The sequence below is a fragment of the Sphingomonas sp. P4_G2 genome (genome assembly GCF_056401155.1).
This window is the reverse complement of record NZ_JBFUJY010000017.1, coordinates 1-26,830: the sequence shown is the minus strand read 5'-3', so window position 1 is coordinate 26,830 and position 26,830 is coordinate 1. Positions and strand designations below refer to the sequence as shown.

Genomic DNA, 26,830 nt, shown 5'->3' with positions numbered 1-26,830 from the left:
AGTATCGGCGACTTCGTGGCAGGGACCGACAAGATCGACCTCACCGCGATCGGCTTTGCCAGCTACCAGGACGTGATCAACGCTACCCACGATGTCGGCGGCAACGCGGTGATCGACCTCGGCAATGGCGACCAGCTGACCTTGACCGGGGTCACTACCGCGCAACTCCACTCAGGCGACTTCATCGGGGTCGGCAACAGCGCCGCCGCGGTGCAGATGCAGCCGTTCATGGCCGACCTCGGCACCGACAGCACCTGGCATGGTGGGATCGCCGCAATCTCGGTCCTGCATGGCTGAGCGCCCGCTCGTCACCGATGAGGTATTCGCCCACGGCCACTAGCCCATTAACGGGTCGGTGCGTGGGCGTTTCAACCATCGCTCTATCCCCGGCGGCTCACAGGTTCGACGACTCGGTATCCCGGTCGCATAGCATAACGGCTATCATTTCCTTTTGCTGGTATCCTGTCTGCCCACTTGCTACCGCCCGATCATGGCAACCAATCGCACGCCCGACGCCGCGTTCGTCGCCGACGAGAGCTTCGTTCCCACCAGCCATAAGGGCCTGACCTATCCGTTCGGCGGCAAGGAGCCGGGCGAGGGCGGCGCGATGCAGGTCGCGCCCGGCGTGCGCTGGGTGCGGCTCAATGTTCCCGGGCCGCTCAAGCATGTCAATTGCTGGCTGATCGATGACGGCGACGGCGTGGCATTGGTCGATGCCGGGATGAATCGGACCGAGACGCGAGAGGCGTGGAAAGCCGTGTTCAAGGGGCCGCTTGCCGGCGTCCGCGTCACACGGATGATCGGCACGCATTTCCATCCCGATCATATCGGCCTCGCCGGCTGGATGTGCGATCACCACCAGGCGCCCTTGTGGATGACGCGCGGCGAGTGGCTGACCGCGCAGATGCTGGTTGCCGACGCCCGGCCGGAAACGCCGCAAGAGGTCAGCGACTTCCGCCGCGCCTGCGGCTGGGGCGACGAGCAGATCGAGCTGGCGGCAGCGCGCGGCTGGTCCAATTTCGGGCGGATCGTGCGGCCAATGCCGCTGTCGTACCGGCGGCTGGTCGATGGCGAGACGATCGCGATCGGCGGGACGGCGTGGCGGATCGTCGTCGGGTCCGGCCACAGCCCGGAACATGCCTGCCTGCTCGATGAAGCGAATGGCATATTCATCGCCGGCGATCAGGTGTTGCCGCGGATCAGCCCGAACGTTTCGCTCGGCATCACCGAGCCCGACTCCGATCCGCTCGGCGAATGGTTCGACTCGATCGCGAAATTGAAGCGCGAAGTGCCCGCCGACGTACTGACCTTGCCGGGCCACGGCGACCCGTTCCTCAACCTCCACGTCCGGCTCGATGCCATGGATCGCGAGCATCGCGAGCGGCTCGACGAGCTCGAAGCCTTTCTCGATGAACCACGCCGCGTGGTCGATTGTTTCGGCCGGCTGTTCCGGCGCGCCATTGGCCAGGAGGTGCTCGGCATGGCGACCGGCGAGGCGATGGCGCATTTGAAACGGCTCGAAGTCGAAGGACGCGCGGTGCGCGAAACCCATGGCGACGGGACATGGCGCTGGCGGGCGATCTGAACCGCGTCAGGGCTCGCGCGGATCGGCGCATCGCCATAGAATAAGGTCGAGTCGAGCCACCCCAGGGAGAGACCCATGTGCGACGAACATACCGTTGAGGACAATGATCGCTTCCTGGGCATTGCCCATCCGTCGCGCCGCCAGTTCGGCATGATGACCGGCGTCGCGGGGCTGATGGCCGTGCTGCCGGTTCCGGCCAATGCCGCGGCGATCAAGGGGCGCGATGTCGTGATCGACACACCCGAGGGGAAGGCGGACGCCTATTTCGTCGCGCCGGCGACCGGAAAGCATCCCGGCGTCCTGATCTGGCCCGATATCATGGGCCTGCGCCCGGCTTTCCGGCAGATGGCCGAGCGGTTGGCGCAATCGGGCTATGCCGTTTTGGTGGTCAATCAATTCTACCGTTCGACCAAGACGCCGTTCCTCAAGCCCGGCCAATCGTTCGACCAGCCCGACGTGCGCGCCAAGATCATGCCGTTCGTCGAGAAGCTCACCCCCGCCGGGACGGTCAGCGACGCCAAGGCGTTCACCAGTTTCCTCGACGCGCAGAAGGAAGTCGATACCAAGCGCGGGCTCGCCAGTACCGGCTATTGCATGGGCGGGCCGATGGTGTTCCGCACCGTCGCCGCGCGCGCCGACCGCTATCGCGCGGGCGGCACCTTTCATGGCGGCGGGCTGGTCGGCGACAAGCCCGACAGCCCGAACGCGCTGATCCCGCAGATGAAGGCGAGCTTCCTGATCGCGATCGCCGAGAATGACGATCAGCGCGCGCCGACCGACAAGGACGTGCTGAAGAAAGCGTTCGCCGACGCCAAGCTGCTCGCCGAGATCGAAGTCTATAAAGGTACGATGCACGGCTGGTGCCCGCCCGACAGCAGGGTGTACAACCAGGCGCAGGCGGACCGCGCCTGGGAGCGCATGTTGGCGCTGTTCCAGAAGGCGCTCTGACTCGGCGGACGCGTGACACACGGATTCCTAGGGAGAGAATAATGAGCGACCTGATCTTGTACACGAACCCGCAGTCGCGCGGCCGGATCGCACGCTGGGCGCTCGAGGAAGTCGGCGCCCACTACGAAGTCCGCGTGATGAATTACGCCGACACGATGAAAAGCGATGACTATCTGTCGGTCAATCCGATGGGCAAGGTCCCGGCGATCGAGCACAAGGGCAAGGTCATCACCGAATGCGCGGCGATCTGCGCCTATCTCGGCGACGCATTTCCCGATGCCGGCCTGGCGCCACCGACCGCCGATCGCGCCGATTATTACCGCTGGCTGTTCTTCGCTGCCGGGCCGGTCGAGCAAGCCGTGACCAACAATAATGCCGGCTTCATCCCCCAGCCCGAGCAGGGCAGGATGTTCGGCTATGGCAGTTACGACCGGACGATCGACGTGCTCGAACGCGCGGTGTCGCAGCATGACTACGTCGCCGGCGACGCCTTCACGATGGCCGATGTCTATGTCGGCGCCCAGGTGATCTGGGGGACGCAATTCGGCACGATCCCCAAGCGCGACGCCTTTACCGCTTATGCAGAGCGGTTGAGCGGGCGAGAGGGCTATAAGCGGGCCTCGGCGCTCGACGATGCGCTGATGGAGACCAACCAGCTGGCGTGACGCGCGGCGCTTCAGGTCGCGTTCAGCTGCTCGAGCATTGAATGAAGGCGCGGTTCGCTGGGGGAGTGTCGCGATGAAGTTTGTGGTCGCCTCGATCATCCTGTCGCTCGCCGCGCCGGTCGCGGCGCAAAGCGGCTACGGCATCCGTCGCGATCCATCGCCAGTGCCGCGCTCGCGGGTTCCCGAACCTTCGGTGCCAGCGCCGCATCCCGGCGGGGACGAATCCTATGTCGACCGCAAGGCGGATTGGGATCGTCGGCTTCGCGCCTGTCTCAACGATCGCCATCAGACGCGTCGCGAGCGGCGGCAATGCGCAAACATGGGCTTCCCGGTGAACGGGCGGCGGTGATCTTGGGCGTGTCGTTTCAGGGCTGACTCGACGCGATCTGGCGCGATGGCAGTTCGGCCATGATGCGGTCACGCTCCGCTGGAGTCATGCTCGTCCAGCGCGCGACTTCGTCGATCGTGCGGCGGCATCCCTCGCACAACCGATCCTTGCCGATCCGGCAGATATTGACGCACGGGCTGACGATCGGTTCGACCGGCACCACGCTAATGAAATCGGGCAGGCTCACGCGTGCCTCAATCGTGGGTCAGGACCGCGTTCAGGAAGTCGGGAATCGGTCCGTTCCAGCCCTCGTCCGGACCGTCGTCCTGCTCCCGGCCGCGGCGCGGGCGGCGGTCGTCGTTGCGCACACGCGGCTCGTCGCGGGGCGGGCGAGGATCGTCGCGGCGCGGGTGTGCTTCTTCCCGCGGCGCGCGCGGCTCTTCGCGTCGAGCGGGTTTGTCCGCGCGCGGCGCCGGTGCTTCGGGCGTCTCGTCGGCGGCAGCTTTCTCGCGCGGCGCGGCGCGCGTGCGTTTCGGCTTTTCGTCACGGGCAGCGCGGGCGCGGGGCTTTTCCTCGGCTTCGGGCGGTGGGCCGCCTTCGAGCCGTGGAATCTTCATACCGGTCAGCTTCTCGATATTCTCGATATTCTCGGCATCCGCGCTCGAGGCGAGCGTATAGGCGATCCCCGTCGCACCGGCGCGGCCGGTGCGGCCGATGCGGTGAATGTAATCGTCCGGATGCCACGGCGCGTCGAAATTGAAGACGTGGCTGACGCCCTTGATGTCGAGCCCGCGCGCGGCGACGTCGGACGCGACCAGGATGTTGATCTCACCCTTCTTGAACCGCTCGAGTTCGGCGATGCGCTGCGGCTGCTCCATGTCGCCATGGATCTCACCGCTCGAAAAGCCATAGCCTCTCAGGCTCTTGTTGAGCTCGCGCACCGTCGTCTTGCGGTTGCAGAAGATGATCGCGTTCTTGACCTCTTCCTGGCCGAGCAACTGACGCAGCGCCGCGCGCTTGGCGTGGCTCGTGCTGCTGACCGGCACCACATATTGGGTGATGTTGATATTGGCGGTGGCGGGACGCGCGACCTCGATCGTTTTCGGGTTCGACAGGAACTTGTCGGCCAGCTTCTTGATCGGCGGCGGCATCGTCGCCGAGAACAACAGCGTCTGGCGATTGGCCGGCAGCTTGGTGCAGATATTCTCGATATCGGGGATGAACCCCATATCGAGCATGCGGTCGGCCTCGTCGATCACCAGCAGGTTGCACTGGGTCAGCAGGATCTTGCCGCGCTCGAACAGGTCCATCAGCCGGCCTGGAGTCGCGATCAGCACGTCGACGCCCTTTTCCAGCGCCTTGACCTGGTCGCCCATCTGCACGCCGCCGATGAGGAGCGCCATCGAGAGCTTGTGATACTTGCCGTATTTCTCGAAATTCTCGGCGACCTGCGCGGCGAGCTCGCGCGTCGGCTCGAGAATCAGGCTGCGCGGCATCAGCGCGCGGCTGCGGCCATGACCGAGAATATCGATCATCGGCAGCACGAACGCGGCGGTCTTGCCCGTGCCGGTCTGGGCGATACCAATGATGTCGCGCATCATCAGCACGCTGGGAATGGTCGCGGCCTGGATCGGAGTCGGTTCGGTATAGCCCGATTCGCCTACGGCGCGGAGCAATTCGTCTGAAAGGCCGAGGTCGGCAAAAGGCATCCAAGAATCCGGAAAAATGGTTAGCGCGCAGATGCGCCATCCAACAACGTGCGCGCTTGCCGATCAGTTGCCGAAAGTCAAGCTTTCTGGCTTGATGAGAGTGCGGAAGAGCGAGTTATGTTTGCGACATCGGACGGATCGACGAAGGCGAACCTGGCCAGACTGTCGCCCTTGGTTCGCCCTTCCTCAGTTTGCCTTTCGACAAGTTCAGGCGAAGCGGTATGGTGTGTGCGGGGCGGGGATGGGGATGCTCGAGCCAGTTTCGACCGGCGCATCAAGGCCTATTTTTTGGCGACCAGTTTCTTGAACTTCCTGATCGTGCATTGGTCGCCCGAGCGGGTGCGGATCGAATCGCGTCCGGCGCAGACCTGGCCGTCGGCCGACGGCTTCACGTAGAAACCGCCATAATAGCCGAGGCCCGAACAATCGCCGTCCAGCTCGGCGCGGACGCGGTCACCGCCGCGCAGGACCAGGTCGACATAATCGCCCGCGACGATCGCTCCGCCCAATTGGTCGGCGGCGATGCATTTGGGACCTTTTTTCTCGGCCCATTTGATCGGTCGCGCCGGTGTAAGCTGCGGCGCGGGCGCGACCCTGTCCCGCAATGTGCTGGGAACGCGGATGACGATTCGCCCGCGGATCGTCACTTGCGCCAGTTCGATGCCCGTCACCTGACCGGCAGGCGCGGGCGTGCTGACCGCGGCGACGGAGGCAATCAGGGCAAAGGCGGCAAGGGGTGGACTCGGCATGAAGCGCGCCTTGGTAAAGCCATAATTTGAACACGCAATGAATTGGATACGCATCCTCCGCCATGCTAGCGCGACTGCCATGACACCCGCACAGACCGAGTTGACCGCCGCCGCCCGCGCCGCGCTGGGCGACAAGGCGGTCGTGACCGATCCCGCGGACATTGCGCCCTGGCTGACCGACTGGCGCGGGCGGTTTCATGGCAGCAGCCCGGCGATCCTTGCGCCCGACACCGTCGCGGGAGTGCAATTGGTCGTCGCCAAGGCACGCGACCTCGGCGTCGCCTTGGTACCGCAGGGGGGCAATACCTCGATGGTCGCCGGCGCCACTCCGCCCGCGGATGGCTCGGCGCTGATCCTGTCGACGCGACGACTGAACCGCATCCGCTCGCTGCGGCCGGCCGACGCTTTGGCGGTGGCCGAGGCAGGGGTGATCCTGTCCAGCCTCCACGACGCCGCCTTGGCCGAGGGGATGCGCTTTCCGCTGACCCTGGGGGCAAAGGGCAGCGCGACGATCGGCGGGCTGGCCTCGACCAACGCCGGAGGCACGCAAGTGCTGCGATTCGGAACGATGCGCGGGTTGGTCGCCGGCGTCGAGGCGGTGCTGCCCGACGGATCGCTCCATGACGGCCTCGCCGCGCTCAAGAAGGACAATCGCGGCTACGATCTCAACCAGTTGCTGATAGGGGCGGAGGGCACGATCGGGGTGATCACCGCGGCCACGTTGCGGCTGGTTCCGGCGATCCTCGACCGCGCAGTGGCCTGGGTTGGGCTCGCCGATCCCGAGCGCGCGCTGGCGCTGTTGCGGCGGCTGCAGGGCGCGACGCAGGCGGTCGAGAGCTTCGAGATCATTCCGCAAAGCTTCCTAGACGCGGTGATCCGCCATTTCCCCGGCACGCGCGCGCCGTTGGGCGGTAATCATGGCTGGCAGGTCCTGATCGAGGCGACGCGCGCGGCGCCAGCCGACGAATCACCGGCCGCTTTGCTCGAACGGCTGATCGGCGACGCGCTCGCGGCGGGTGAGGTCGAGGATGCGGTCGTCGCGGCGAGCGAGGCGCAGGCCGACGCCTTGTGGAAAATCCGCGAAACCATTCCGGAGGCGTCGCGTGCCGAGGGGCCCGCGCTGCAGCACGACATCTCGGTGCCCGTCGCCGGCATGCCGCGCTTCCTTACCGAAGGTGCGAGAACGGTGGAAGCGCGCTTCCCCGGAACGCACGCGGCCGGGTTCGGCCATCTCGGCGATGGCAACGTCCATTTCCACGTGCGGGCGCCGGTCGGCACCGATGGCCCGAGCTGGTATGAGGGAGAGGGCCATGTCATCTCGGCCTTCGTCCACGATCTCGTCGTCGCCGCGGGCGGATCGATTTCGGCCGAGCACGGCATCGGCCAGTTGAAACGCGACGAGCTGGCGCGGCTGTCCTCGCCGGCGCGGATGATGGCGCTGCGGGCGATCAAAAGCGCGTTCGATCCGCGCGAATTGATGAATCCGGGGAAGCTCGTTACCCTTGCGCCCGACGGCGCCACCCCTTAGGGCGCACGGCCACGTGCGGCTTCTTGGGGGAGCCGCGTTCAAGAGATTCGATTGGAGTAGGGTAATGGCCAGCGCGCCGCAGTCGCTTCCGCTTTTTTATAATTCGCTCGAACCACTGTCGAGCGAGCAGCACGGCAATTTCCGCATCCGCCCGTCCAACGGCGCGCCGTTCCTGGCCAGCCAGCACGCGATCCCGCTGACGGTCGACGAATTCCCGATGGCGCAGCGCAACCTGCCGATCGTCTTCTCGCAAGGCGACGATGGCGTGCCGCTGGCGCTGATGGGCCTCAACGAAGGGGTCAACGTCTTCATCGACGAAAAGGGTCAGCTGCGCGAGCCCTATACCTATGTCCCGGCCTATATCCGGCGCTATCCGTATCTGCTCGCGCGCCTGCGCCCGGAAGCCGAAGAGCTGACCTTGTGCTTCGATCCGAGTTCGGAAACGATCGGCGCGTTCGACGACGGCGAGCCGCTGTTCGCCGATGGCGCCCCGACCGAGGTGACCAAGAACATCCTCGAGTTCAACCAGCAGTTCGAAGAAGCCGGCGCACGTACCGCGGCGTTCATGAACGAGCTTCGCGAGCTCGATCTGCTGATGGACGGCGAAGTGACGATCCAGCCGGATGGCGCCGACAAGCCGTTCGTCTATTCGGGCTTCCGCATGGTCAATGAAGAGAAGCTCAACGAGCTGCGCGGCGACCAGCTGCGCAAGATGACCCAGTCGGGTCTGCTGCCGCTGATCTATGCGCATATGTTCTCGCTGTCGGTGATGCGCGAGATCTTCACGCGTCAGATGCAATTGGGACTGATGCCGGCGCCGCAGCTGGTTGCCTGACACCTCCTTCATGACGAGGACCGCGTTGGTCCTCGTCACCCTGGTGCGCGGCGAGGCCGGCACAGGCGGCAGGGCCTCGGCCATGCCTTTCTGCGGCATGTCGCCGCGGCATATGCCGTCGCGCACGCCGTGCCTGGCGGGATGGCACCGGAATCGGTCCGAAATGGTTGAAATTCTTCGGTGAGAACGTTCAAGTCCGAGTCTTGAAACGGTAATCTCATCGACCTATGTTGCTGGAGTACGGCTTCGTGTCCCCCCTTTCGCGAGGTCGTGCAGACACGCTTTCGAGCGTGTCTCCTCCCTGAACCTTGGCCACCTCGGGCGTTTGCCCGAGGTGGTTTTTTTATGGGGTGGGCGAGATCGGTCGGGCTGCTGGCATGAGGCCGCTATTGGGTGGGCAGCGGATTAAATCAACATGCGGCCGCCCCACACAAGGGGGACGGCGTAAAAGCCCACTGCAAGCAGTACGAATCCAACCCCGTGCAAGAAAATCGGTCTACTTCCGGCTCGTACTGCCTTCCAACAGAACGCAACTCCCAAGGCCAATGGGATCCAGGCGGCGGCAAGAGCAGCAGCGGCAACTTGGGTGCGCCAGCCTCGCTCATAGGCATCCATCCAGCCTATGCCGATGTAAGCAAGGAACGAGCCCGGCACGATCGCAACGACATAGAATGAGTAGATGGCAAGTGACCACAGTCGCGTCGGCTGCCTTAAGTCGGCGTCATACATAGCGAGACTATGCGCGATATGGCCGATGTCCGCTACTGGTCGCTAGCGACCAATCCGGGGCTGTCGTTTCCCCCGCCCACTCACTCCGCCGCCAGCGCCAGCCCGCCGGTCAGCAATTCATCGGTGGCGGCATCGATCATCCGGCGCAGCAGAGCGGCGGTACCGGCAAAACCCTTGCCCGGTGCGGTCAAACCGGCATCGAGATAGAGCCGCCGGTCGATCTCGATCTGGATCGCATGGATATGCTGGTCGGGCCGGCCATGGCGCGACAGGATATAGCCGCCGGGATAGGGCGTGTTGAGCGCCGCGCGATGCCCGGCGGCGATGACTTCGCCTTCCAGCCGATGGACCAGCCGCCCGCCCGCGCTGCGGCCGAAGCGATCGCCGATCACCACGCGCGCCGCGGCACCGCCCGGCAATGGCGGCATCGAATGCACGTCGAGCAACAAAGCGGCCCCGAACCGCTCGCGCGCGGCCGCCAGCGCGTCGGCGAGCGCCGAATGATAGGGGCGGTGATCCTGAGTAATGCGCTGCCGCACTTCGTCGTCGCCCAGGCGCCGGTTCCAGATCGCGACGCCGGGCGCCGACCGCCGCGGCACCAGGCCCAGCCCGCTGCGCAATTTTGTCGCCGCGGCACCGGCCGGGATCGGCCGCGCACCGTCGTCGATCAGCGGGTCGCGCTCGTCCTCGCCGCGGTTGAGGTCGATCCAGGCGCGCGCGCGGCGCTGGACGAACACAGTCTCGTCGATCCGCGCGGTGAGCGCGACGTCGTCGGCATGGCGATCCTCTAGCGCCAGCATCGACGCCACCGGCACGGCGGCGGCGGCGCGCAGCTGGAGTGGATAATCGCGCCCGGCATGCGGCACCGACAGGATTACCGGGCTGTCCGGCGGGATTGGTCCGACGCGGTCGAACGAGGGAGCGGCCATAGGTGCAAATCTACTCGTCGTGCCGTCTTGGGGCAATCGCCGCGCGACGCTGGAAAATCTTAAACCCTTAGGGCATAAAAGACCTTGGCGGGACACAGGGCAACGGACGGGCATGATCAGGATTCTACTGGCCGAGGACGATTCGGTGATGCGCGAATATCTGACGCGCGCACTGGAACGGTCGGGCTATGCCGTCACCGCCGTCGATCGCGGCACCGCCGCGCTGCCGCTGATCGAAACCGAGCATTTCGACCTGCTGCTGACCGACATCGTCATGCCCGAGATGGACGGAATCGAACTGGCGCAGAAAGTGTCGGAGATCGCGCCCGATATGCGCGTCATGTTCATCACCGGCTTCGCCGCCGTGACCCTGCGCGCCGGCAAGCAGATGCCCAATGCCCGCGTGCTGTCCAAACCGTTCCATCTTAGGGATCTGGTGCTGGAGGTAGACCGCTTGTTCGAGGTCGAAAGCGCCAACGGCGGATTGTAGAGTTTCGGCGCTTGCACAGCGGCGGAAGCGCCGCTACAGGGCCCCCTCCCCGTGGGCGTGTAGCTCAGTGGTAGAGCACTGTGTTGACATCGCAGGGGTCGCAAGTTCAATCCTTGCCACGCCCACCATCGAAAGCCGCGGACGTCGCTGACGTCCGCGGCTTTTGTGATTCTCGGCCAATCGATTCGGCGGCGATGGGCAGAGCGTATCGGTCGATTCAGCACGACAAACGATCGACCGGCTTGGCCGGCCCCGCCCGTTTTCACGCTAAAGCATCGTTATTCACTATTGTGTGAATTAGTATTGCTAGTAGCCGCGCTTTGCGGCAGTTTCCCGTCATCGGCGCCGGAGAGCGTGATTGATTGGTGGGAGGATTGAATGAAGGCTCGTGCATTGTGGCTCGGTGCATCCGCGCTCGCTTTTGCCTGGGGTGGCAGCGCTGCTGCCCAAACGGCTCCCCAGTCGACACCCGCGGCGGCGGCGCAGGACGATAGCCAGGCCGCCACCGACAATAGCAACCTGCCCGGCGACATCGTCATCACCGCGCAGCGCCGCAGCGAAGACCTGATGACCACCGCGGTATCGGCGTCGGTGCTGAGCGGCACCGATCTGGGCAATAAGGGCGTCGCCAATGTCGATGCGCTGCAGTTCGCGATGCCGAGCGTGGTGGTGAACAATTTCGGCCAGGGCAACGACTTCAACATCCGCGGCATCGGCAAGGCCGAGCACAACACCCAGACGACGACCGGCGTGATCACCTATCGCGACGGCGTGCCGACCTTCCCGGGCTATTTCCAGATGGAGCCCTATTTCGACGTCGCCAATATCCAGGTGCTGCGCGGCCCGCAGGGGACGATCGTCGGCCAGAATTCGACCGGCGGCGCGGTGTTCGTCAACACCAACGATCCGATCGTCGGGGGCGAGATCCACGGCTATTTCAACGCCAATTACGGCAATTACAACGACGCCGGCATGCAGGGCGCGATCAACCTGCCGATCAGCGACACCTTCGCTGCGCGGGTCGCGTTATTCGCCGAGCGCCGCGACAGCTTCTTCAATGTGCATGGCGCGGGCGGCAGCGCCTACCCCTATGACAGCGGCAAGATGGGCTATCTCGCCGGGCGCGTGAGCTTCCTGTGGAAACCGAGCAGCCAATTCTCCGCATTATGGAAGACCGATTTCGACGCGCTCGATTCGGGCGCCTATCCCGCTTCTCCCTTCTGGCAGCACAGCAACGCCTATCCCGCGTACAAGCGCGATCTCTACGACATCCAGCTCAACGCGCCGCAGGATGCGCGCGACACGTTCGTGCGATCGGTGCTGAAACTGGAATATGACACGACCGGCGGCGTGAAATTCAGGTCGGTCACCGGATTCCAGAACGGCACCACTCTCTACCGCGCCGACCTCGACGGCACGGCATCGAACATCGTCGATCCGACTACCGGCACGATCAAGAACTGGAGCTTCTTCGACAAGGTGGAGGAGACCCAATTCAGCCAGGAATTCAACATCATCTCGCCGGACAATCAGCGCTTTACGTGGCTGATCGGCGGGTTTGGGATGTGGAACGCCTATTTCTTCCCGAAGCCGTTCAGCAATTTCACGATCAACCTTTGCTATCCCGTCACCACGGTCAATGCGTGCCTCTACCAGCTGACCGGCCGCAATCCGGAGCGCAACCTTGCCGCGTTCGGCCAGGTCGGCTTCCAGATCACGCCGAGCCTGAAGCTCGAACTCGGTGGCCGCTATACCGCCAGTCGGTCGACCAATTATGTCAACGTCCAGCAATATGGCCTGCCGATCAGCCAGGTGCAGACCGTGTCGTCGGACAATTTCTCCTACAAGGCATCGCTCGGCTGGAAAGTGAATGCCGACCAGTTCCTCTATGGCTTCGTCGCCACCGGCTTCCGTCCTGGTGGGCTCAACGTGCCGGTCGGGCTGGGCGCGCCCGCTCCGTTCAAGCCGGAGAAGATCACCTCCTACGAAGCCGGCTGGAAGGCCAATTGGGCGGGCGGGCATGTCCGCACCACGGTCACCGGCTTCTACAACGACTATAAGAACTTCCAGGTCATCATCGGTTACCCGACCTTCCCCACGTTCGGAATCGAGCTGAACGTTCCCGACAGCACCAAGATCTATGGGTTCGAGGCGGAGGCGGAAGTTACCGTCGGCGGCTTCAAGTTCGATGCCGGTGTCAACGTCCTGCACAGCGAACTCGGCTCGTTCTACGCAAGCGATCCGCGCATCGCCGCCACCGGGGCGTGCGACCCGATCACGGGTGGCACGGCCGCAGCCACCAACTGCATCAACCTGGCCGGCCGGCGCCAGACCTATGCGCCCAACGTCACGTTCAACGTCAGCGGCGAATATACCTTCAAGCTGCCCGACGGCAGCTCGATCACACCGCGCGCCAATTTTGGCTATGTCGGCAGCCAATGGGCGACCCTGTTCCAGAACACGAACCGTGGCGACCTGCTCGACGCACGCAAGATCCTCAATGCCCAGCTCGCTTACGCCAAGGGCAGCTGGACGATCACGGCCTATGGCACCAACCTGACCAACCAGCATTATGTCGCCGCGCTCAATAGCGGGCTCTATTTCGCCGGAGCCCCGCGCCAATACGGGCTCAAGGTGCTCAAGACTTTCTGATTCCCAGCCTGGCCGGACGTGCGCGCGCGATCGCGGCGCCCGGCCTTTCTTTCCCCGCTTTCTCTCCAGGTGTCATGCAATCCTACGGCCTGACGGTAGACAAGTTCCTCGATCACGCCGCCAAGTGGTTCCATGATCGTGAGGTCGTTGGCGCTGAAGCGGGCCATGTGCTCGCGCGCGAGACCTATGCCGGGCTCAGGGCGCGCAGCAACCGGATGTCGGGCGCACTTGCGGCGATCGGCCTGAACCAGGGCGACCGCGTCGCGACGCTCGCCTGGAACACGCCGCATCATCTCGAACTCTATTATGCCGCGATGGGGATCGGGCTGGTCTGCCACACGCTCAATCCGCGGCTGACCGCCGCGCATCTTGCCGCGATGATCGATGACGCCGAGGATCGCGTGCTGGCGGTAGCGGCCGACCTGCTACCGCTTGCGAGCGAGCTGGTCGCACGGTGCCGATCGATCGAGCATGTCGTCGTGCTCGACAGCCCGGCCTTCGACATCGACGCTGTTGGCCGGGCGGACGTAAGCGTCTGGGGCCACGACGCGCTGCTCGAAGCGCACGGCGTCGAGGTGGCGTGGGGAGGGTTCGACGAGACTCTGCCAGCGGGGCTCTGCTACACGTCCGGCACGACCGGCAGTCCCAAGGGTGTGGTCTATACCCACCGCTCGAATTATCTCCACACACTCCGCGCGCTTCAAGCCGATGCGATCGCACTGACGGCACGCGATGTTCTGCTGCTCGCGGTGCCGATGTTCCACGCTAATGGCTGGGGACTACCGTTCGCGGCGCCCGCGGCGGGTACCAAGCTGGTCCTGCCGGGGCGGGTGATCGACGGCGCGAGCCTGGCGCGATTGATCCGCGACGAGGAGGTGACCGTGGCCGTCGGCGTTCAGACGGTATGGCTCGCACTCGCCGACCATGTCGAGGCGACCGGGATCGATTTGCCCAGCCTGAAGCGCGTGGTGATTGGTGGGTCGACCTGTCCCGAGGCGCTGATCCGGCGGCTCGAGGACAAGCTCGGTGCCGAAGTGCAGACGAGCTGGGGGATGACCGAATTGTCGCCGGTAGGGACGATCGCGGCGCCCGGCACGACTGACCCCGCCCGTGACTCGGGGCGGCCGCCGATCGGGCTCGATCTCAAGCTGACCGATGCCGACGGCGCGACCTTGCCCGAGCAGCGCGGCGTACAGGGACATCTCAAGGTCAAGGGCGCGAGCGTGATCGACCGTTATTTCCGTGCCGACAGCGACGCCCTCGATGCCGAGGGGTATTTCGACACCGGCGACCTCGCGACGATCGACGCTGGGGGCAATCTCACGATCTGCGGACGCGGCAAGGATCTGATCAAGTCTGGCGGCGAGTGGATCAACCCCAATGAGATCGAAGCGATCGTCGGCACGCATCCGGCAGTGCGCCATGTCGCGGTGATCGGAAGGCTCGACGCCAAATGGGGTGAGCGCCCGGTGTTGATCGTCGAGAGCGACGGCAAGGCCGATGCGCGCGTGTTGCTCGACCTGCTGCGCGGCAAGGTCGCCGATTGGTGGATCCCCGACCGCGTCGCCGAGATCGCGGCGATGCCGCTCGCCGCCTCGGGCAAGATCGACAAAAATCGGCTGCGCGCGGATTACGAGGCGGGGAAGATCGCGGCTGTGGCGATGGGGCGGTGACCGTAGGTCGAATGGTATTCCAATCTCCCCTCCCTGCAAGGGAGGGGATCAAGGGGTGGGTTGAGCGACGGGCGAGGCTCGATGCCTCGCCCGTCGCTGTTTTGGCGGTCGGGTGAAGAGTCTTTGTGAGCGCGCAGACGCGCGCGCACCCACCCCAACCCCTCCCTAAAAGGGAGAGGCGTAATGCTTTATCCGATCAATCGCACCCGGCGGTCCGTGGCGGAATCTTCGGCACGGCCAGGCCGACATTCCAGTTCCAGCCGATCTTGCCGGTCGCCTTCTTGCGGCACATCACCGCCTCGTTGAGCGCGAACATGCCGGGCATCAGATCCTTGCTCGGCTCGGGCTTCGCTGTGAAGTGCATATAGTTGCCGGCGGTGCCGTAGGCCGGCCAGGCCGGCGCCTTGGCCGCGACTGGATTTCCGTTCCGCGCGAAGCTGGTCCAGTAATCGAGCATCGCATCGGACAGCGCTTGCTCCTCGGGCGTGGCGGGGATCTTCGGCCAATTGGGGCCGAGCGTGTCGATCGTGCCGAACACATAAGGCAATTCGCTGGCGTGGAAGGCGTGCAGCCCCGCCGCTTCCATCGCCGGATAGCCGTGATCGAACATATAGAGATAGGCACGCTGACCAAGCCCGGTCTGCTTGCGCACCATGCGTTCGGCGGTCCAGCCGTAGAGCCCGTCGCGCGTTGTGGCGATGATGCTCTCTTTGTAGTCGGCCGCCGGATAGAGTTTGAGGAACGCGTCGGCGAGGTCGCCATAACGGTCGCGGATCGTCGCTTCATAGTCGGCCGCGGTCGCGGGCGGCTTGGGCGCGAGCATCATCAGCGATCGGATCTCGCCCTGGTTGAACCCGGCGAGCAGCGGCACCGGCGCCTGCTTTCCCTGGTCGAACGCCTCGACCATCTGCTGCGGCAGGACGAGGCCGTCGACTGTGCCCCAGGGCCCATAGCCGAGCTTGGCGGCGCTATCGGTGATCGTCTGCGCGTCGATCACGCGCAGCGCCGCGATGTCGGGCGCCTGGAGCGCGCCACCGAGCATCTGGCCGGCCGCTTCGCCCGACGGTGCGCCATAGACCGCTTTCTTCAGCTCGGGCATCGAGATCATGTACCCGCTCTCGGCAACCGCCTTGCTGTAGAGCCCGCGAGCGAGCGGCGATTCGAGCAAATACATGACGCTGAGCGCACCGGCGGACTCGCCAGCGATCGTCACGTTCTTGGCATCGCCGCCGAACGCCGCGATATTGTGTTTGACCCAGCCCAGCGCCGCAATCTGGTCGAGCAGTCCGTAATTGCCCGACACGTGCTGCGGCGATTCCGCTGTAAGCCCCGGATGCGCGAGCCAGCCAAGCACGCCGAGGCGATAATTGATCGACACGACAATGATACCGCGTTCGGCCATCCTGCGGCCGTCATAGGTCGCCTCGCGGCTCGACCCGCTGACCAGCGCGCCGCCGTGAATCCAGAAGAAGACCGGCGCGTTCTTCGCATTCTTCGGCGCCCAGATGTTGAGCGTCAGACAATCCTCGCTGACCGGCAGGGGCGCGGCGGGCGAATAGACCGAGGCCGATTTGCCCTGCGGCTGGACGCAGGCGGGACCGAAGGCGGTCGCCTCTCGCACCCCTTTCCAGCGCTGCATCGGCGCCGGCGGACGCCAGCGCATCGCGCCGACCGGGGGAACGGCATAGGGAATACCCTTGAACGCCTGGATGTCGCCATCGGTCGTGCCGCGCACGGCGCCCGACGGTGCATCGACCACCGGTCCCGATTGCGCGGAAACCGGAGCAGCCACGAGCATTGCGCCGAGTGAGAGCAGCGAAGGGAAACGGGTCATGCCGATATCCTTTGTTCGTGCGCCCGGATCACGCGGGCGAGGCAGAGGAAGAGCAGGATCGCGACCGGATAGACCGGCACGAGCGTGTAGAGCGCGGTGCGCAGCGAATGCGCATCGCCCGCGGCCTTGAACCAGTCGCTCGCCGCGCCGACCCAGGTCGGCCCGAGCCCGAGTCCGATGAAGTTCATTACCAGCAGCAAGAGGGCGCCCGCGAGCACGCGCTGGTCGGGCCGTACTTCCTCCTGCACCAGCGCGACCGAACAGGAGAGGTACACATAGTTGAACAGCATGGTGATGGTCAGCAGCACGAGCGCCAGCGGCCAGCCGGGCGCCCATACGAAGGCGGCGTAGAAGGGCATGGCGACGACCAGCGACAGTACCGGCGCGATGGCATAGACGCGGCGCGAATGGCGCGTGAAGCGGTCTATCACCCGCCCCGACACCAGCATCCCCGAGCACATGCCGACCAGCACGACGATCGCGTACCACACCGCGATCTGCTGCAAGCTCATGCCCTTTTCGCGGATCAGGAACAGCACCGCGAAATTGCCCAGGCCGTAGGTGACGAATTGTGTCGCGCCGCTGCCCAGCGCGGCGAGCATCAATATCGGATGGGTGAAGAACATGCCGATGGTCGGCCAGAAACGCGCCTTGGCCGAGACCTCCTGCACCACAGGATCGGTCGCGCCGCGCGCCGGCTCGCGCAGGAACAGCCGGACCAGGATGGCGGTGACGACGCCGATCGCGCCGATCGCGATGAACGCGTCGCGCCAATGGAAGAAGGCAGCGATCGACGCGCCGAACGCGATCCCCAGGGCCGCGCCGATCGGCGGTCCGAGATTGTAGATGCCGAAGGCGATGCCGCGGCGTCCGGGCGGGAAAGTGTCGGTGATCAGCGCGTAGGAAGGCGGTACGCCGCCCGCTTCCCCGAATCCCACCGTCATCCGCGCGGCGACCAGTTGCGGATAGGTGGCCGCGAGCCCACAAGCGGTGGTCGCTCCGCTCCAGATCGCGCAGGCGAGCGCGACGATTGTGATGCGGTTTGACCGGTCGGCAAGCCAGCCGACCGGGATGGCGATGAAGCAATAGAAGAAGGCGAAATAGAGCCCACCGATCAGCCCGAGCTGGCCGTCGGTGATGTGCAGATCGTCCTGGATCGGCTTGGCTAGAATGCCGAGCAACTGGCGATCGAGGAAATTGAGCACATAGACGAAGGTCAGCGTGCCGAGCATGAGCCACGCCCGGGCCGATGTGGCGGGGGCAGGGGAGGGCGCCGTCGCGATCGTCGTGGCCATTACCGAACCCGCCGGAGAGGTGCGCGATAGCGGGCGCGGGCGCGCGGCCGACCGAGTGCCGTCAGAAAGTCCAATTTCCTCTCCCCGGCTTTTGCCCGTTGTCCCGCATGATGGTGGGAAGCAGCGACGGGAGTCAACATATACATTATCAAGAGGGTGAATATTATTGGATGCTGCGAAGTGCTTGACGCTGGTGGATGAGGCTGGAAGGACCATGATCGTGACCAAGACCACCCCACCACCGCGCCGGTCGCGCAAGGCCGAGCAACGCGCGGAGACGATGGAGCAGATTTTCGACGCCGCCGAGGGGCTGTTCGCGCAGCACGGGCTCTACGGCACCACGCTGAAAGACGTCGCCAAGCAGGTCGGCGTCCACCACACGTTGCTCAATTACTATTTCGCGGACAAGAAGGCGCTGTTCGATGCGGTGTTTGCGCGCCGGGCGGTCGTGACGCGCGACCTCAGGATGAAAGTGCTCGACGATTACGAAGCGTCATGCGGCGGTAAGCCTACCGTGGAAGGCGCGCTGCACGCCTTTCTCGACACCGATCTCGACCTTTACAGCAATGGCGGGGAGGGGTGGCGGAACTATGCCAAGCTGGGCGCCCAGGTCGCCAATACACCCGAATGGGGTGCCGAATTGATGGACAAGCATTTCGATCCCGTCGTGCTGCGACTGATCGATCTGCTCAAGAAGGCGCTTCCCGATTGCGCCGAGGCCGACATCTTCTGGGGATACCATTTCGTGACCGGCGCGCTGATGCTCACGCTCGCGCGCACCGGCCGGATCGACAAATTGTCCGGCGGCGTGGCGCGGTCGGATGACTTCGCGGCGATCAAGGACCGCATGGCGAAATTCATGGCTGCCGGTTTCCGCGCGATCTGCGGCTAATTCCCTGGGGTCTTATGTTTAGCCAGAAGCGCGCATTCCCGGCGGCTTCTTTCACCCGTCGTGGTCGGCAAGCCATTCGCGCATCGCGCCGGTGATCTTCTCGGGCGCTTCCCAGGGGGCGAAATGTCCCACGCCCTCCAGTTTCTCGAGCGTCAGATCGGGGACCAGCGCCTCGAGGCCCTCCAGCTGCACCGGCAACAACGCTTTGTCGCCTAGCCCCCAGATCACCAATGTCGGTACCTTGAGCGGCGGGAAGGGTCCGTCGAGGAACGCTGGCCGCTCGGGCGTTTCGTCCATCGCCGGCACGAGCAGCGTGCTCGCTCGGTACCAGTTGAGCATCGCGGTCATCGCGCCGGGCTGGCCCCATTGCTCGAGATAGATGGGCTTTTCGTCCTTCACTTTCTCGAAGTCGGTGTGGCGCATGAAGCTGCCGTCGAAGAACGCCGACAGGCCGATCGAGTCGATATGCTTTTCGAGATCGGTGTTGCGAAACGCGCGGATATATTGGCTCGCCTCGCGCTGCGCCATGTCGTCGAACATCGACTTCTGGAAGATGAAGGGATGCGGCGCGTTGATGATGATCAGCCGTGCGACGCGATCGGGATGGTTGAGCGCCGCCATCCACGCGATCGCCCCACCCCAATCGTGCCCGACCAGCGTGAAGCGCTTGAGATCGAACCGGTCGGCCAGCGCGATCATGTCCGCGACCGGCTTGTCGGGGGTGTAATTCGTGACGCCCTCGGGCTTGGACGATCTGGCGAAGCCGCGCTGGTCGGGCGCGAGGACGAAATGGTCTTCGGCCAAGTCGGCGATCTGATGCCGCCAGGTGCGATGCGACTCGGGGAAGCCGTGGAGCAGAATGATCGGCGGATTGGTCGGCAGGCCCGCTACCGCTACGTCAAGCTCGACTCCCGTGGGTAGTGCCACGCGTTGCAGCTCGAGATTCGCCATCACTCTCTCCTCTTGTCGAGGAAACCCTGCCTCCATACCGCATATTCGACAAGGGCAGGAACGCTGTGCCCGGTTCTGCCGCCTAAAGGGATGAGCGAATTCTCCGCAAGGTCAGCCAGCATTCCGGCGATACGCTTTCGCGATCCACCACGCCGCCAAACCTACGACGACGGCAATACCGACCGATGGGAGCAACACGTTCAAGAGGAAGCCGTGGTGACACGGGCCATCAGGCACACAATCTCCAAGCGCGTCGACCAACAGCAGGCATATGCCCCGTGGGGACGCCGATCAGCGAGCCAATGAGGCAGCCGAACTTTCCTTCAGGTGTTGGCCCGCCTTTATAGCCGCCGCCCGCCATCCCATCCTTTCAAATGCGAACCAGGTAAATCCGACGCTCGCCTGCGCTGCTCACGGGTACGTCGCCGTCTTGGGAATCTCCGGAATCGGGATAAATTCCTTCTCGTCGCCTGGAACCTTGGCGAAGCGGCCGGCTTTCCAGTCCTCCTTGGCCTGCTGGATGCGGTCCTTGCGCGAGCTGACGAAATTCCACCAGACGTGGCGCTCGGTCGTGAAGGCCTCGCCGCCGCACAGCATCACGCGGCCGCCGCCGGCCGAGCGCAGGGTCATCGCGACGCCGGGCTTGAGCACATAGAGCGTGTTGATCGCCATCGGCATCCCGTCGATCTCGGCCTCGCCGATCGCCAGATAGACCGCGCGTTCGTCGGCGCCGGCGTCGATCGGCATGCTGGCGCCCGGCGCGAGCAGGATATCGGCATAGATCGTCTCGGCATAGGTCGTGGTCGGCGCGCGCTGGCCCCATAATTCGCCCATGATGATCCGCGCGGTGGCGCCATGCGCTTCGATCAGCGGAAGCTCGGCCTTGGCGACATGTTCGAAGGCCGGGTCGATCTCTTCCTTGTCCTCGGGCATCGCGATCCAGGTCTGGATGCCCGACAATTCGGGGCCATGCGCACGCTCGTCGCCGGGGGAGCGCTCCGAATGCGCGATACCGTGCCCCGCGGTCATCAGATTGACCGCGCCGGGCTCGATCCGCGCGAAGGTCCCGAGCGAATCGCGATGGTCGATCGCACCGGCGAACAGATAGGTGACGGTCGACAGGTTGATGTGCGGGTGCGGGCGCACGTCGATGCCGGTGCCGATATCGAGATGCGCCGGACCCATCTGGTCGAAGAAGATGAACGGGCCGACCATCTGGTGCGGCTTGGACGGCAGCGTCCGATGCACCTTGAACCCGCCCAGGTCGTGCGTCGTGGGCGTAATGATGCGGTCGATCAGGTCGTCGTTGGTCATGCCGTCACCTCTGCCAGGATATCGATCAAATCTTCGGGAAAATATTGCTCGCTGAGCGCGGAAAGTTCGTGCGGCGCGACCCAGCGCCAGTGCTGCATCACGCGTTGCTCCAGCTCGGTATGACCGGCGGGATCGATCTCGCGCGCGTCAGTCCGCACCAGAAAATAGCGCTCGTCGGCGGTCACCTCGACGCCCTCGATCGTCAGGAAGTCGGCGGTTCGCTGCAGGATCTCGGGGCCAGGTTCGGCGATGATGCCGGTCTCCTCGTACAATTCGCGCCGCGCCGCTTCTTCATAACTCTCGCCCGGATCGACCGCGCCGCCCGGCGTGCACCAGAAGGGCGGGCGTCCGTCCTCGGGCGTGAAGCGGAACATCAGCAGCCGGCCCTGCTGGTCGACCAGCAGGATGCGCGCGGCGGGGCGGGGAATACGTTGGGCCATCGCGGCGATCCTTAACCGCTCCCGACGTCGAGCGGGAGAGTCCTCACGGAAACGCTGCGTTTGCCTTAGGGTCCGTACCCTACGCCGCGTCGAGTTCAGGATAATAGCGGAAGATGCCGTCGGTGTTGAAGGCGATGCGGCGCTCGCTTTTGAGGTATGCCGCGACCCCCGGCAGCTCGGCGACGCGGTCGTGGAGCGCGATAAGCGCAGGATAGTCGCCTTCGACCGCCGTCATCCTTTTGGGGAACATGTAGCGCAGTCCCTCGATCAGCTGGAACAGCGAGGTGTCGACATGGCTCCAGCGCGTGCCCACCGCCCAGTCGCCCTCATTGTGGCGTACGGCCTTGTCGAAATAGCCCAGGAATTTGGGGATGCGCTGGTCGCGGAATCCCTTGGCCGCGCGCGCCGCTTCGTCCTTCTGGTCGTCGTAATAATCGTCGAGCGCGACGGGGTGATGGACGTTGTGCACCTCGGCGACGATGTCGGTGACGGTCAGCTGGAGTTGCTGTGCCCAGAAGCGATCCGCCTCATTCGTGGGACCGACAGAATCGTGGCGGCTGGCGAGGAAGAACAAGATGTCGGCGACCTGCGCGACGGTGAAGCCGGGCATCGACAGATAGGGCGGGGCGAAGGGGCCGCGGCGATCGTGCCCCTTCATGTCGTCGATCAACGCATCGACACCCTCGTCGCGCGCACAGTCGATATAGGGGATGTGCGCCGCTTCCATTGCCAGCCGCACGAACTCGCCCCGCCCCTGGATCGAGGGCCAATACCATAAACGATAAGGCTCCATGTCATTCTCCCGGTGCGCGCGCCCTGATCGCGAGCGCGTGGATACGCGAGGATAACAGATCGGCGAGCGCCTGGTTCACCAGCCGTTGCCGCGCGACTCGGTTCAGGCCGACGAAGCGATCGCTTTCGACGATGACGGTGAAGTGCGATTCGCCGGTGCCGTCGTCGCCCATATGGCCGGCATGGTGATGGCTGTCGTTGATCACCTCGAGCCGCGATGGGGTGAGGTTTTCGCTCAGACGAGCGGCGATGATTTCGGCCAGCGGGCCGGTAGCGGTGTCGGTCATCGTTCTTATATAGGACCCTTTTTCCGCCGGAGACACCGTGGCTCGCACGCCCCCGCACGACCGACCCAACACCCGCTTCCACGGCCGTGTGGCGGGGACGGGAAGGCTGTGCGCGGAGCCGGGATGCGACCAGGCGGGCGAGTTCCGCGCGCCGCCGCTGGAGGGCGCGCCGCCGGGGCGCGACGGGCCGGCCGAGTATCGCTGGCTATGCCTCGACCATGTCCGCGCCTTCAATTCGCGGTACAATTTCTTCAACGGCATGAGCCCCGACGAGATCCACGAGGCGCAGCGGCCTTATGCCGGCTGGGAACGCGAGACGCGCGCCTTTGCCGCCAATGGCGCCGACCGTCCGCCGCGCTGGGCCGATTTCAGCGACCCGCTCGACGCGATCGGCGCGCGCTTCCGCGAGCGAATGGCGAACGAGCGCCAGCGCCAGGACGGCAAGCCTTTGTCCGGCGCCGATCGCCGAGCGTTGAGCGTGTTGGGGCTGGATCAGGACACCGATCGCCGCGGGCTGCGGCAGCGCTATTCGGAGCTGGTGCGCAAATTCCATCCCGACCGCAACGGCGGCGATCGCAGCATGGAAAAGGCGCTGCAGGAAGTGATCGCGGCGTACCAGCATTTGAAGTCGGCGCCGGCGTTCGCGTGAAAACCCTCTCCCAATGGGAGAGGGTCGAGCCGCGTAGCGGCGAGGGGTGAGGGCAGGGGCAAGTCGCTGCCCTCACCCTCCCGGCGCTTCGCGCTTCCTTCCCTCTCCCAACGGGAGAGGGACTGTTACCCTTGACCTGCGCCCCCCGCTCGCCGCAAAGCCCGCAACGATGAAACGCCGTACCGGACAAGACCGCTCGATCACGCAAAACTGGCGCCCCGCCACCCAGGCGGTGCGCGGCGGAACGGCGCGGTCGGAATTCGGGGAGACGTCCGAAGCGCTCTTCCTGACCTCGGGCTATGCCTATGATTGCGCGGGCGATGCCGCCGCGCGGTTCGCCGGCGAGCAGCAGGGCATGACCTATTCGCGCCTGCAGAACCCGACGGTGCAGATGCTCGAAGAGCGCATCGCCCTGCTCGAAGGGGCCGAGGCGTGCCGGACGATGGCGACGGGCATGGCTGCGATGACGGCCGCTTTGCTGTGCCAGCTGCAGACCGGCGACCATGTCGTCGCCGGCCGCGCAGCCTTTGGGTCGTGCCGCTGGCTGGTCGATACCTTACTGCCCAAATTCGGCATCCAGACGACGGTGATCGACGCGCGCGATCCGCAGCAATTCATCGATGCGACCCGGCCCGAGACCAAGGTCTATTTCTTCGAAACGCCGGCCAACCCGACGATGGATGTGGTCGACCTGGAGGCGGTGTGCGGCATCGCCCGGGAACGCGGCATCGTCTCGGTGGTCGATAACGCCTTCGCCACCCCGGTGCTGCAGCGCCCGCTCGATTTCGGTGCCGATGTCGTCGCGTATTCGGCGACCAAGCTGATGGACGGGCAGGGCAGGGTGCTCGCCGGCGCGGTGTGCGGCAGCGAGGAGTTCATCGAGAACACCTTGCTCGCCTTCACCCGCAATACCGGGCCGACGCTGTCGCCGTTCAATGCCTGGGTCGTGCTGAAGGGGCTCGAGACGCTCGATCTGCGCGCGCGCCGGCAAAGCGAAAATTCGCTCAAGATCGGGCGTTTCCTCGAAGGCCGTGTGCCGCGTATCCTTCACCCCGGCCTGCCGAGCCACCCGCAGCACAATCTGGCGATGCGGCAAATGGACGCCGCCGGCCCGATCTTCGCGTTCGAGCTCGACGGCGGGCGCACCCAGGCGCATGGCCTGCTCGACGCGCTCGAACTGATCGACATCTCGAACAATATCGGCGATTCTCGCTCGCTGATGACGCATCCTGCCTCAACCACGCATGCCGGCGTGAGCGAGGAACGGCGGCTGGAAATGGGCGTGACCGAGGGGATGTTGCGGCTGAACGTCGGGCTGGAAGATCCCGACGATGTGATCGACGACCTTGACCGGGCGCTGAAGGCGGTCAGTTTGTGAGGAACAAGCGGTGAGCGACGTGATGAAGGCACTGTTCCCCAATGTCGCGGAAACGCGCGGGGTGATCGTGCGCGTCTCGGTCAGCTTCCTGCCCGAACAATCCGAACCCGATCGCGGTCGCTGGTTCTGGGCCTATCATGTGCGGATCGAGAATGAATCGCCGGCGACGGTCCAGTTGCTGACACGGCATTGGGTGATCACTGACGGCCGCGGCGCGCGGCATTCGGTCGAAGGCGAGGGCGTGGTCGGCGAACAGCCGGTGATCGCGCCTGGCGCGAGCTTCGATTACGTCTCGGGCTGCCCGCTGGCGACCCCGACCGGGGCGATGCAAGGCAGTTATCACATGATCGCCGAGGACGGCTCGGCGTTCGACGTCGACATCCCCCGCTTCGCGCTGCTCGCACCGGCGGTGGGGGCATGATGAAGGTGGTGATCGACCTCGTCGCCCCGGCGAAGGCCGGGGCCGCCATGTTGTCGGGGGAGTCGCGTGCCGCCGGCGGCCCCGGCCTTCGCCGGGGCGACGCGAGATGAAGCGCACTCATCTCCCCCTTAACGGCCTGCGCGTGCTCGACGCCGCGGCCCGGCATCTGTCCTTCACCCGCGCTGCCGACGAGCTCGCGGTGACCCCGGCTGCGGTCGGGCAGCAGATCCGCGCGCTCGAGGACACACTCGGCGTGGTGCTGTTCCGCCGCACGACCAAGGGCCTGGAATTGACGCCCGAAGGCGAAGCTGGGCTCGACGCGCTGCGCCAGGGTTTCCTGCAATTCGAGGAAGCGGTCCGCGCGATGCAGGCCGGCCAGTCGTCCAAGTCGCTGACCATCGCCGCACCGCGCGATGTGCTGCATTGCTGGCTGATGCCGCGGCTCGCCGAGATCAGCGCGGCCGATGGCGAGATGCGCTTCATGCTGATCGCCGCCGACGAGGAACTCGATTTCACCCAGGCCAATCTCGACCTCGCGATCCGCTGGGGCGAGGGGCCGGGCGAACATGAGGGCGAAGCGCTCGAATCCGAAGGTATGATCACGGTGCAGCGGCCGGGCGGCGGTGCCGATACACGGATCTCCTGGCCGGGGTGCCTCAACGACGATGCGGTGTCGCTGGTCCGCGTCGCCGATGCCGGATTGGCGATCGACGCCGCTGCTGAAGGACTGGGCCGGGCAACGGTGCCGGAATTGCTCGCGCGGCGCGACATCGCGGCGGGCCGGATCGTCGCGATCGGCGAGGCCAAGCCCTATCGCCTGGGCTATTGGCTGGTCGCTCCCTTGCCGCAATGGCGGCAGAAGAAGGTCAAGGCGCTGGTGGAGGCGCTGGGCGCGTGATGCTGCCGGTCATGGTGACCGAGCGGCTGGTGCTGCGTCCGCTGCGCATCGAAGACGCCGAGGCACTGCATCCGATGTATTCGGACGTCGAGGCCAATACCTACGGCTCGCATCCAGCGACCACGACCTTGGACGAAAGCCGCGCGCGGCTGGAAAAAAGCATTGCCGATCCGACCTGGCGCGCCTGGGCTGTCACGCTGAAGGGCGACGACACCGCGATCGGCACCGTCGCCTGCTATGAAAAGCGGCAGGGCAAGGTGACCGAGATCGGCTATGTGCTGAAGCGCGCTTTCTGGGGTCGCGGCATCGTCACCGAAGCGGTTGCGGCGATGATCGACCTGTTGTTCGCGGAAGGGCAAAGGCGCGTGTTCGCCGACACCGACCCCGACAACAAGACGTCGATCGCGGTGCTCGAACGGCTCGGTTTCACGCGCGAAGCCCGGCTGCGTGCCGAATGGGAAACGCATATCGGCGTGCGCGACAGCCTGATCTGGGGGTTGCTGGAGGACGAATGGAAAGCCGCCCGCCGCCCAACCTGAAAGACCCGCTCGAGTTGGCGGCGTATCGTCGCGAACTGCGTGGCGTCGCCAGCGGCGTGCGCTGGGGCGGGATCGGGATCACCTTGATCGGCGCCATGGTCGCCGGGTTGCGCGCCTGGGCCTGGCCGGCGATCCCTGCGCTGATCCCGATGATCGTCGTCGCCTGGGGAATGCTGCTGATGCTGACCGCGATCGCACTGCGAATGGCTTATCACGCGCGCCGGATGCGCGGGGGGTAGCCCGGCGAATTGCGCCCAGGCGCTGAAGATGGGCGCGTCCCAACCTTCTCCCCTTGTGGGAGAAGGATACCGCAGCTTGGC

Annotated in this window: 28 protein-coding genes and 1 tRNA gene; 18 read left to right on the top strand and 11 right to left on the bottom strand. The window is 65.2% G+C overall.

Translation table 11 applies throughout. The features are described from left to right. The 5 genes from AC1DRD_RS22410 to AC1DRD_RS22390 form a co-directional block, all read left to right on the top strand. Nucleotides 1-297: hypothetical protein (locus AC1DRD_RS22410; protein ID WP_478043105.1), on the top strand; the 297-nt coding region annotated here is incomplete at its 5' end. A gap of 193 nt (nucleotides 298-490) precedes the next feature. After that, a complete protein-coding gene (locus AC1DRD_RS22405; protein ID WP_478043103.1) occupies nucleotides 491-1,585 on the top strand; it encodes an MBL fold metallo-hydrolase in 1,095 nt (364 codons plus the stop codon). Between the two features lie 75 nt (nucleotides 1,586-1,660). Next, nucleotides 1,661-2,533, top strand: a complete 873-nt coding sequence (locus tag AC1DRD_RS22400; protein WP_478033122.1) for a dienelactone hydrolase family protein — start codon at nucleotides 1,661-1,663, stop codon at nucleotides 2,531-2,533. A 41-nt stretch (nucleotides 2,534-2,574) separates the two neighbouring features. Continuing rightward, the gene (locus AC1DRD_RS22395; RefSeq protein ID WP_478033121.1) at nucleotides 2,575-3,198 is read left to right on the top strand and encodes a glutathione S-transferase family protein; all 624 of its coding nucleotides are present in this window, start codon (nucleotides 2,575-2,577) and stop codon (nucleotides 3,196-3,198) included. 73 nt (nucleotides 3,199-3,271) lie between these two features. Next, nucleotides 3,272-3,547, top strand: coding sequence for a hypothetical protein (locus tag AC1DRD_RS22390; protein ID WP_478033119.1), 276 nt, complete (start codon nucleotides 3,272-3,274; stop codon nucleotides 3,545-3,547). A gap of 16 nt (nucleotides 3,548-3,563) precedes the next feature. Here the strand turns inward: AC1DRD_RS22390 and AC1DRD_RS22385 are convergent, their stop codons facing one another. The 3 genes from AC1DRD_RS22385 to AC1DRD_RS22375 form a co-directional block, all read right to left on the bottom strand. Beyond that, on the bottom strand, nucleotides 3,564-3,773 hold the full coding sequence (locus AC1DRD_RS22385; protein WP_478033117.1) for a DUF1289 domain-containing protein: 210 nt from the start codon (nucleotides 3,771-3,773) through the stop codon (nucleotides 3,564-3,566). Between the two features lie 7 nt (nucleotides 3,774-3,780). Then, nucleotides 3,781-5,235, bottom strand: a complete 1,455-nt coding sequence (locus tag AC1DRD_RS22380) for a DEAD/DEAH box helicase (protein WP_478043101.1) — start codon at nucleotides 5,233-5,235, stop codon at nucleotides 3,781-3,783. Nucleotides 5,236-5,516: 281 nt separating this feature from the next. Next, nucleotides 5,517-5,984, bottom strand: coding sequence for a hypothetical protein (locus AC1DRD_RS22375; RefSeq protein ID WP_478033114.1), 468 nt, complete (start codon nucleotides 5,982-5,984; stop codon nucleotides 5,517-5,519). A gap of 79 nt (nucleotides 5,985-6,063) precedes the next feature. On the opposite strand from AC1DRD_RS22375, the gene AC1DRD_RS22370 reads away from it, so the two are divergent. Together AC1DRD_RS22370 and AC1DRD_RS22365 are read left to right on the top strand one after the other, a co-directional pair. After that, a complete protein-coding gene (locus AC1DRD_RS22370; protein ID WP_478043100.1) occupies nucleotides 6,064-7,512 on the top strand; it encodes an FAD-binding oxidoreductase in 1,449 nt (482 codons plus the stop codon). 64 nt (nucleotides 7,513-7,576) lie between these two features. Continuing rightward, entirely contained in the window at nucleotides 7,577-8,347 is a 771-nt protein-coding gene (locus AC1DRD_RS22365; protein WP_478043098.1) for a SapC family protein, read from the top strand. 809 nt (nucleotides 8,348-9,156) lie between these two features. On the opposite strand, the gene AC1DRD_RS22360 is transcribed toward AC1DRD_RS22365, so the two are convergent. Then, nucleotides 9,157-10,005: an N-formylglutamate amidohydrolase gene (locus tag AC1DRD_RS22360; RefSeq protein WP_478033109.1), complete on the bottom strand. Its 849-nt coding sequence runs from the start codon at nucleotides 10,003-10,005 to the stop codon at nucleotides 9,157-9,159. A gap of 112 nt (nucleotides 10,006-10,117) precedes the next feature. On the opposite strand from AC1DRD_RS22360, the gene cpdR reads away from it, so the two are divergent. The 4 genes from cpdR (at nucleotide 10,118) to AC1DRD_RS22340 (ending at nucleotide 14,820) form a co-directional block, all read left to right on the top strand. Beyond that, nucleotides 10,118-10,495: a cell cycle two-component system response regulator CpdR gene (gene cpdR, locus AC1DRD_RS22355; RefSeq protein ID WP_478033108.1), complete on the top strand. Its 378-nt coding sequence runs from the start codon at nucleotides 10,118-10,120 to the stop codon at nucleotides 10,493-10,495. A 53-nt stretch (nucleotides 10,496-10,548) separates the two neighbouring features. Next, nucleotides 10,549-10,623 (top strand) — tRNA-Val (locus AC1DRD_RS22350). 250 nt (nucleotides 10,624-10,873) lie between these two features. Continuing rightward, nucleotides 10,874-13,147, top strand: coding sequence for a TonB-dependent receptor (locus AC1DRD_RS22345; protein WP_478043096.1), 2,274 nt, complete (start codon nucleotides 10,874-10,876; stop codon nucleotides 13,145-13,147). Between the two features lie 74 nt (nucleotides 13,148-13,221). After that, nucleotides 13,222-14,820, top strand: coding sequence for an AMP-binding protein (locus AC1DRD_RS22340; RefSeq protein WP_478043094.1), 1,599 nt, complete (start codon nucleotides 13,222-13,224; stop codon nucleotides 14,818-14,820). Between the two features lie 196 nt (nucleotides 14,821-15,016). Here AC1DRD_RS22340 and AC1DRD_RS22335 read toward each other — a convergent pair whose 3' ends face one another. Then, complete coding sequence (locus AC1DRD_RS22335) at nucleotides 15,017-16,654, bottom strand: carboxylesterase/lipase family protein (protein WP_478043092.1); 1,638 nt, start codon at nucleotides 16,652-16,654, stop codon at nucleotides 15,017-15,019. Beyond that, complete coding sequence (locus AC1DRD_RS22330) at nucleotides 16,651-17,949, bottom strand: spinster family MFS transporter (RefSeq protein ID WP_478033101.1); 1,299 nt, start codon at nucleotides 17,947-17,949, stop codon at nucleotides 16,651-16,653. Before AC1DRD_RS22330 ends, AC1DRD_RS22335 begins: the two co-directional genes overlap by 4 nt. A gap of 220 nt (nucleotides 17,950-18,169) precedes the next feature. On the opposite strand from AC1DRD_RS22330, the gene AC1DRD_RS22325 reads away from it, so the two are divergent. After that, nucleotides 18,170-18,841, top strand: coding sequence for a TetR/AcrR family transcriptional regulator (locus AC1DRD_RS22325; protein WP_478033100.1), 672 nt, complete (start codon nucleotides 18,170-18,172; stop codon nucleotides 18,839-18,841). A gap of 51 nt (nucleotides 18,842-18,892) precedes the next feature. On the opposite strand, the gene AC1DRD_RS22320 is transcribed toward AC1DRD_RS22325, so the two are convergent. The 5 genes from AC1DRD_RS22320 to AC1DRD_RS22300 form a co-directional block, all read right to left on the bottom strand. Further along, on the bottom strand, nucleotides 18,893-19,792 hold the full coding sequence (locus AC1DRD_RS22320) for an alpha/beta fold hydrolase (RefSeq protein WP_478033099.1): 900 nt from the start codon (nucleotides 19,790-19,792) through the stop codon (nucleotides 18,893-18,895). A gap of 411 nt (nucleotides 19,793-20,203) precedes the next feature. Then, complete coding sequence (locus AC1DRD_RS22315) at nucleotides 20,204-21,106, bottom strand: pirin family protein (protein ID WP_478033098.1); 903 nt, start codon at nucleotides 21,104-21,106, stop codon at nucleotides 20,204-20,206. Next, nucleotides 21,103-21,546, bottom strand: a complete 444-nt coding sequence (locus AC1DRD_RS22310) for an NUDIX hydrolase (RefSeq protein ID WP_478033097.1) — start codon at nucleotides 21,544-21,546, stop codon at nucleotides 21,103-21,105. The genes AC1DRD_RS22315 and AC1DRD_RS22310 overlap by 4 nt, the downstream gene beginning before the upstream one ends. A 79-nt stretch (nucleotides 21,547-21,625) precedes the next feature. After that, on the bottom strand, nucleotides 21,626-22,339 hold the full coding sequence (locus AC1DRD_RS22305; protein ID WP_478033096.1) for a glutathione S-transferase: 714 nt from the start codon (nucleotides 22,337-22,339) through the stop codon (nucleotides 21,626-21,628). Nucleotide 22,340: 1 nt separating this feature from the next. Beyond that, complete coding sequence (locus AC1DRD_RS22300; protein WP_478033095.1) at nucleotides 22,341-22,625, bottom strand: BolA family protein; 285 nt, start codon at nucleotides 22,623-22,625, stop codon at nucleotides 22,341-22,343. A 37-nt stretch (nucleotides 22,626-22,662) separates the two neighbouring features. Between AC1DRD_RS22300 and AC1DRD_RS22295 the strand changes: the two genes are divergently transcribed. The 6 genes from AC1DRD_RS22295 (at nucleotide 22,663) to AC1DRD_RS22270 (ending at nucleotide 26,749) form a co-directional block, all read left to right on the top strand. Next, nucleotides 22,663-23,274 (top strand): J domain-containing protein, encoded by a 612-nt coding sequence (locus tag AC1DRD_RS22295; RefSeq protein ID WP_478033094.1) that lies wholly within the window; start codon nucleotides 22,663-22,665, stop codon nucleotides 23,272-23,274. A gap of 169 nt (nucleotides 23,275-23,443) precedes the next feature. Continuing rightward, nucleotides 23,444-24,652 carry a trans-sulfuration enzyme family protein gene (locus tag AC1DRD_RS22290; protein ID WP_478033093.1) on the top strand — a complete coding sequence of 403 codons (1,209 nt, stop codon included), beginning with the start codon at nucleotides 23,444-23,446 and terminating at the stop codon, nucleotides 24,650-24,652. Between the two features lie 22 nt (nucleotides 24,653-24,674). Then, a complete protein-coding gene (apaG, locus tag AC1DRD_RS22285; RefSeq protein WP_066813338.1) occupies nucleotides 24,675-25,073 on the top strand; it encodes a Co2+/Mg2+ efflux protein ApaG in 399 nt (132 codons plus the stop codon). A gap of 106 nt (nucleotides 25,074-25,179) precedes the next feature. Next, the gene (locus AC1DRD_RS22280; protein ID WP_478033130.1) at nucleotides 25,180-25,971 is read left to right on the top strand and encodes a LysR family transcriptional regulator; all 792 of its coding nucleotides are present in this window, start codon (nucleotides 25,180-25,182) and stop codon (nucleotides 25,969-25,971) included. Continuing rightward, a complete protein-coding gene (locus tag AC1DRD_RS22275) occupies nucleotides 25,971-26,510 on the top strand; it encodes a GNAT family N-acetyltransferase (protein WP_478033129.1) in 540 nt (179 codons plus the stop codon). Before AC1DRD_RS22280 ends, AC1DRD_RS22275 begins: the two co-directional genes overlap by 1 nt. Then, nucleotides 26,483-26,749 (top strand): hypothetical protein, encoded by a 267-nt coding sequence (locus AC1DRD_RS22270; protein ID WP_478043090.1) that lies wholly within the window; start codon nucleotides 26,483-26,485, stop codon nucleotides 26,747-26,749. Before AC1DRD_RS22275 ends, AC1DRD_RS22270 begins: the two co-directional genes overlap by 28 nt. The last annotated feature ends 81 nt before the right edge of the window (nucleotides 26,750-26,830 follow it).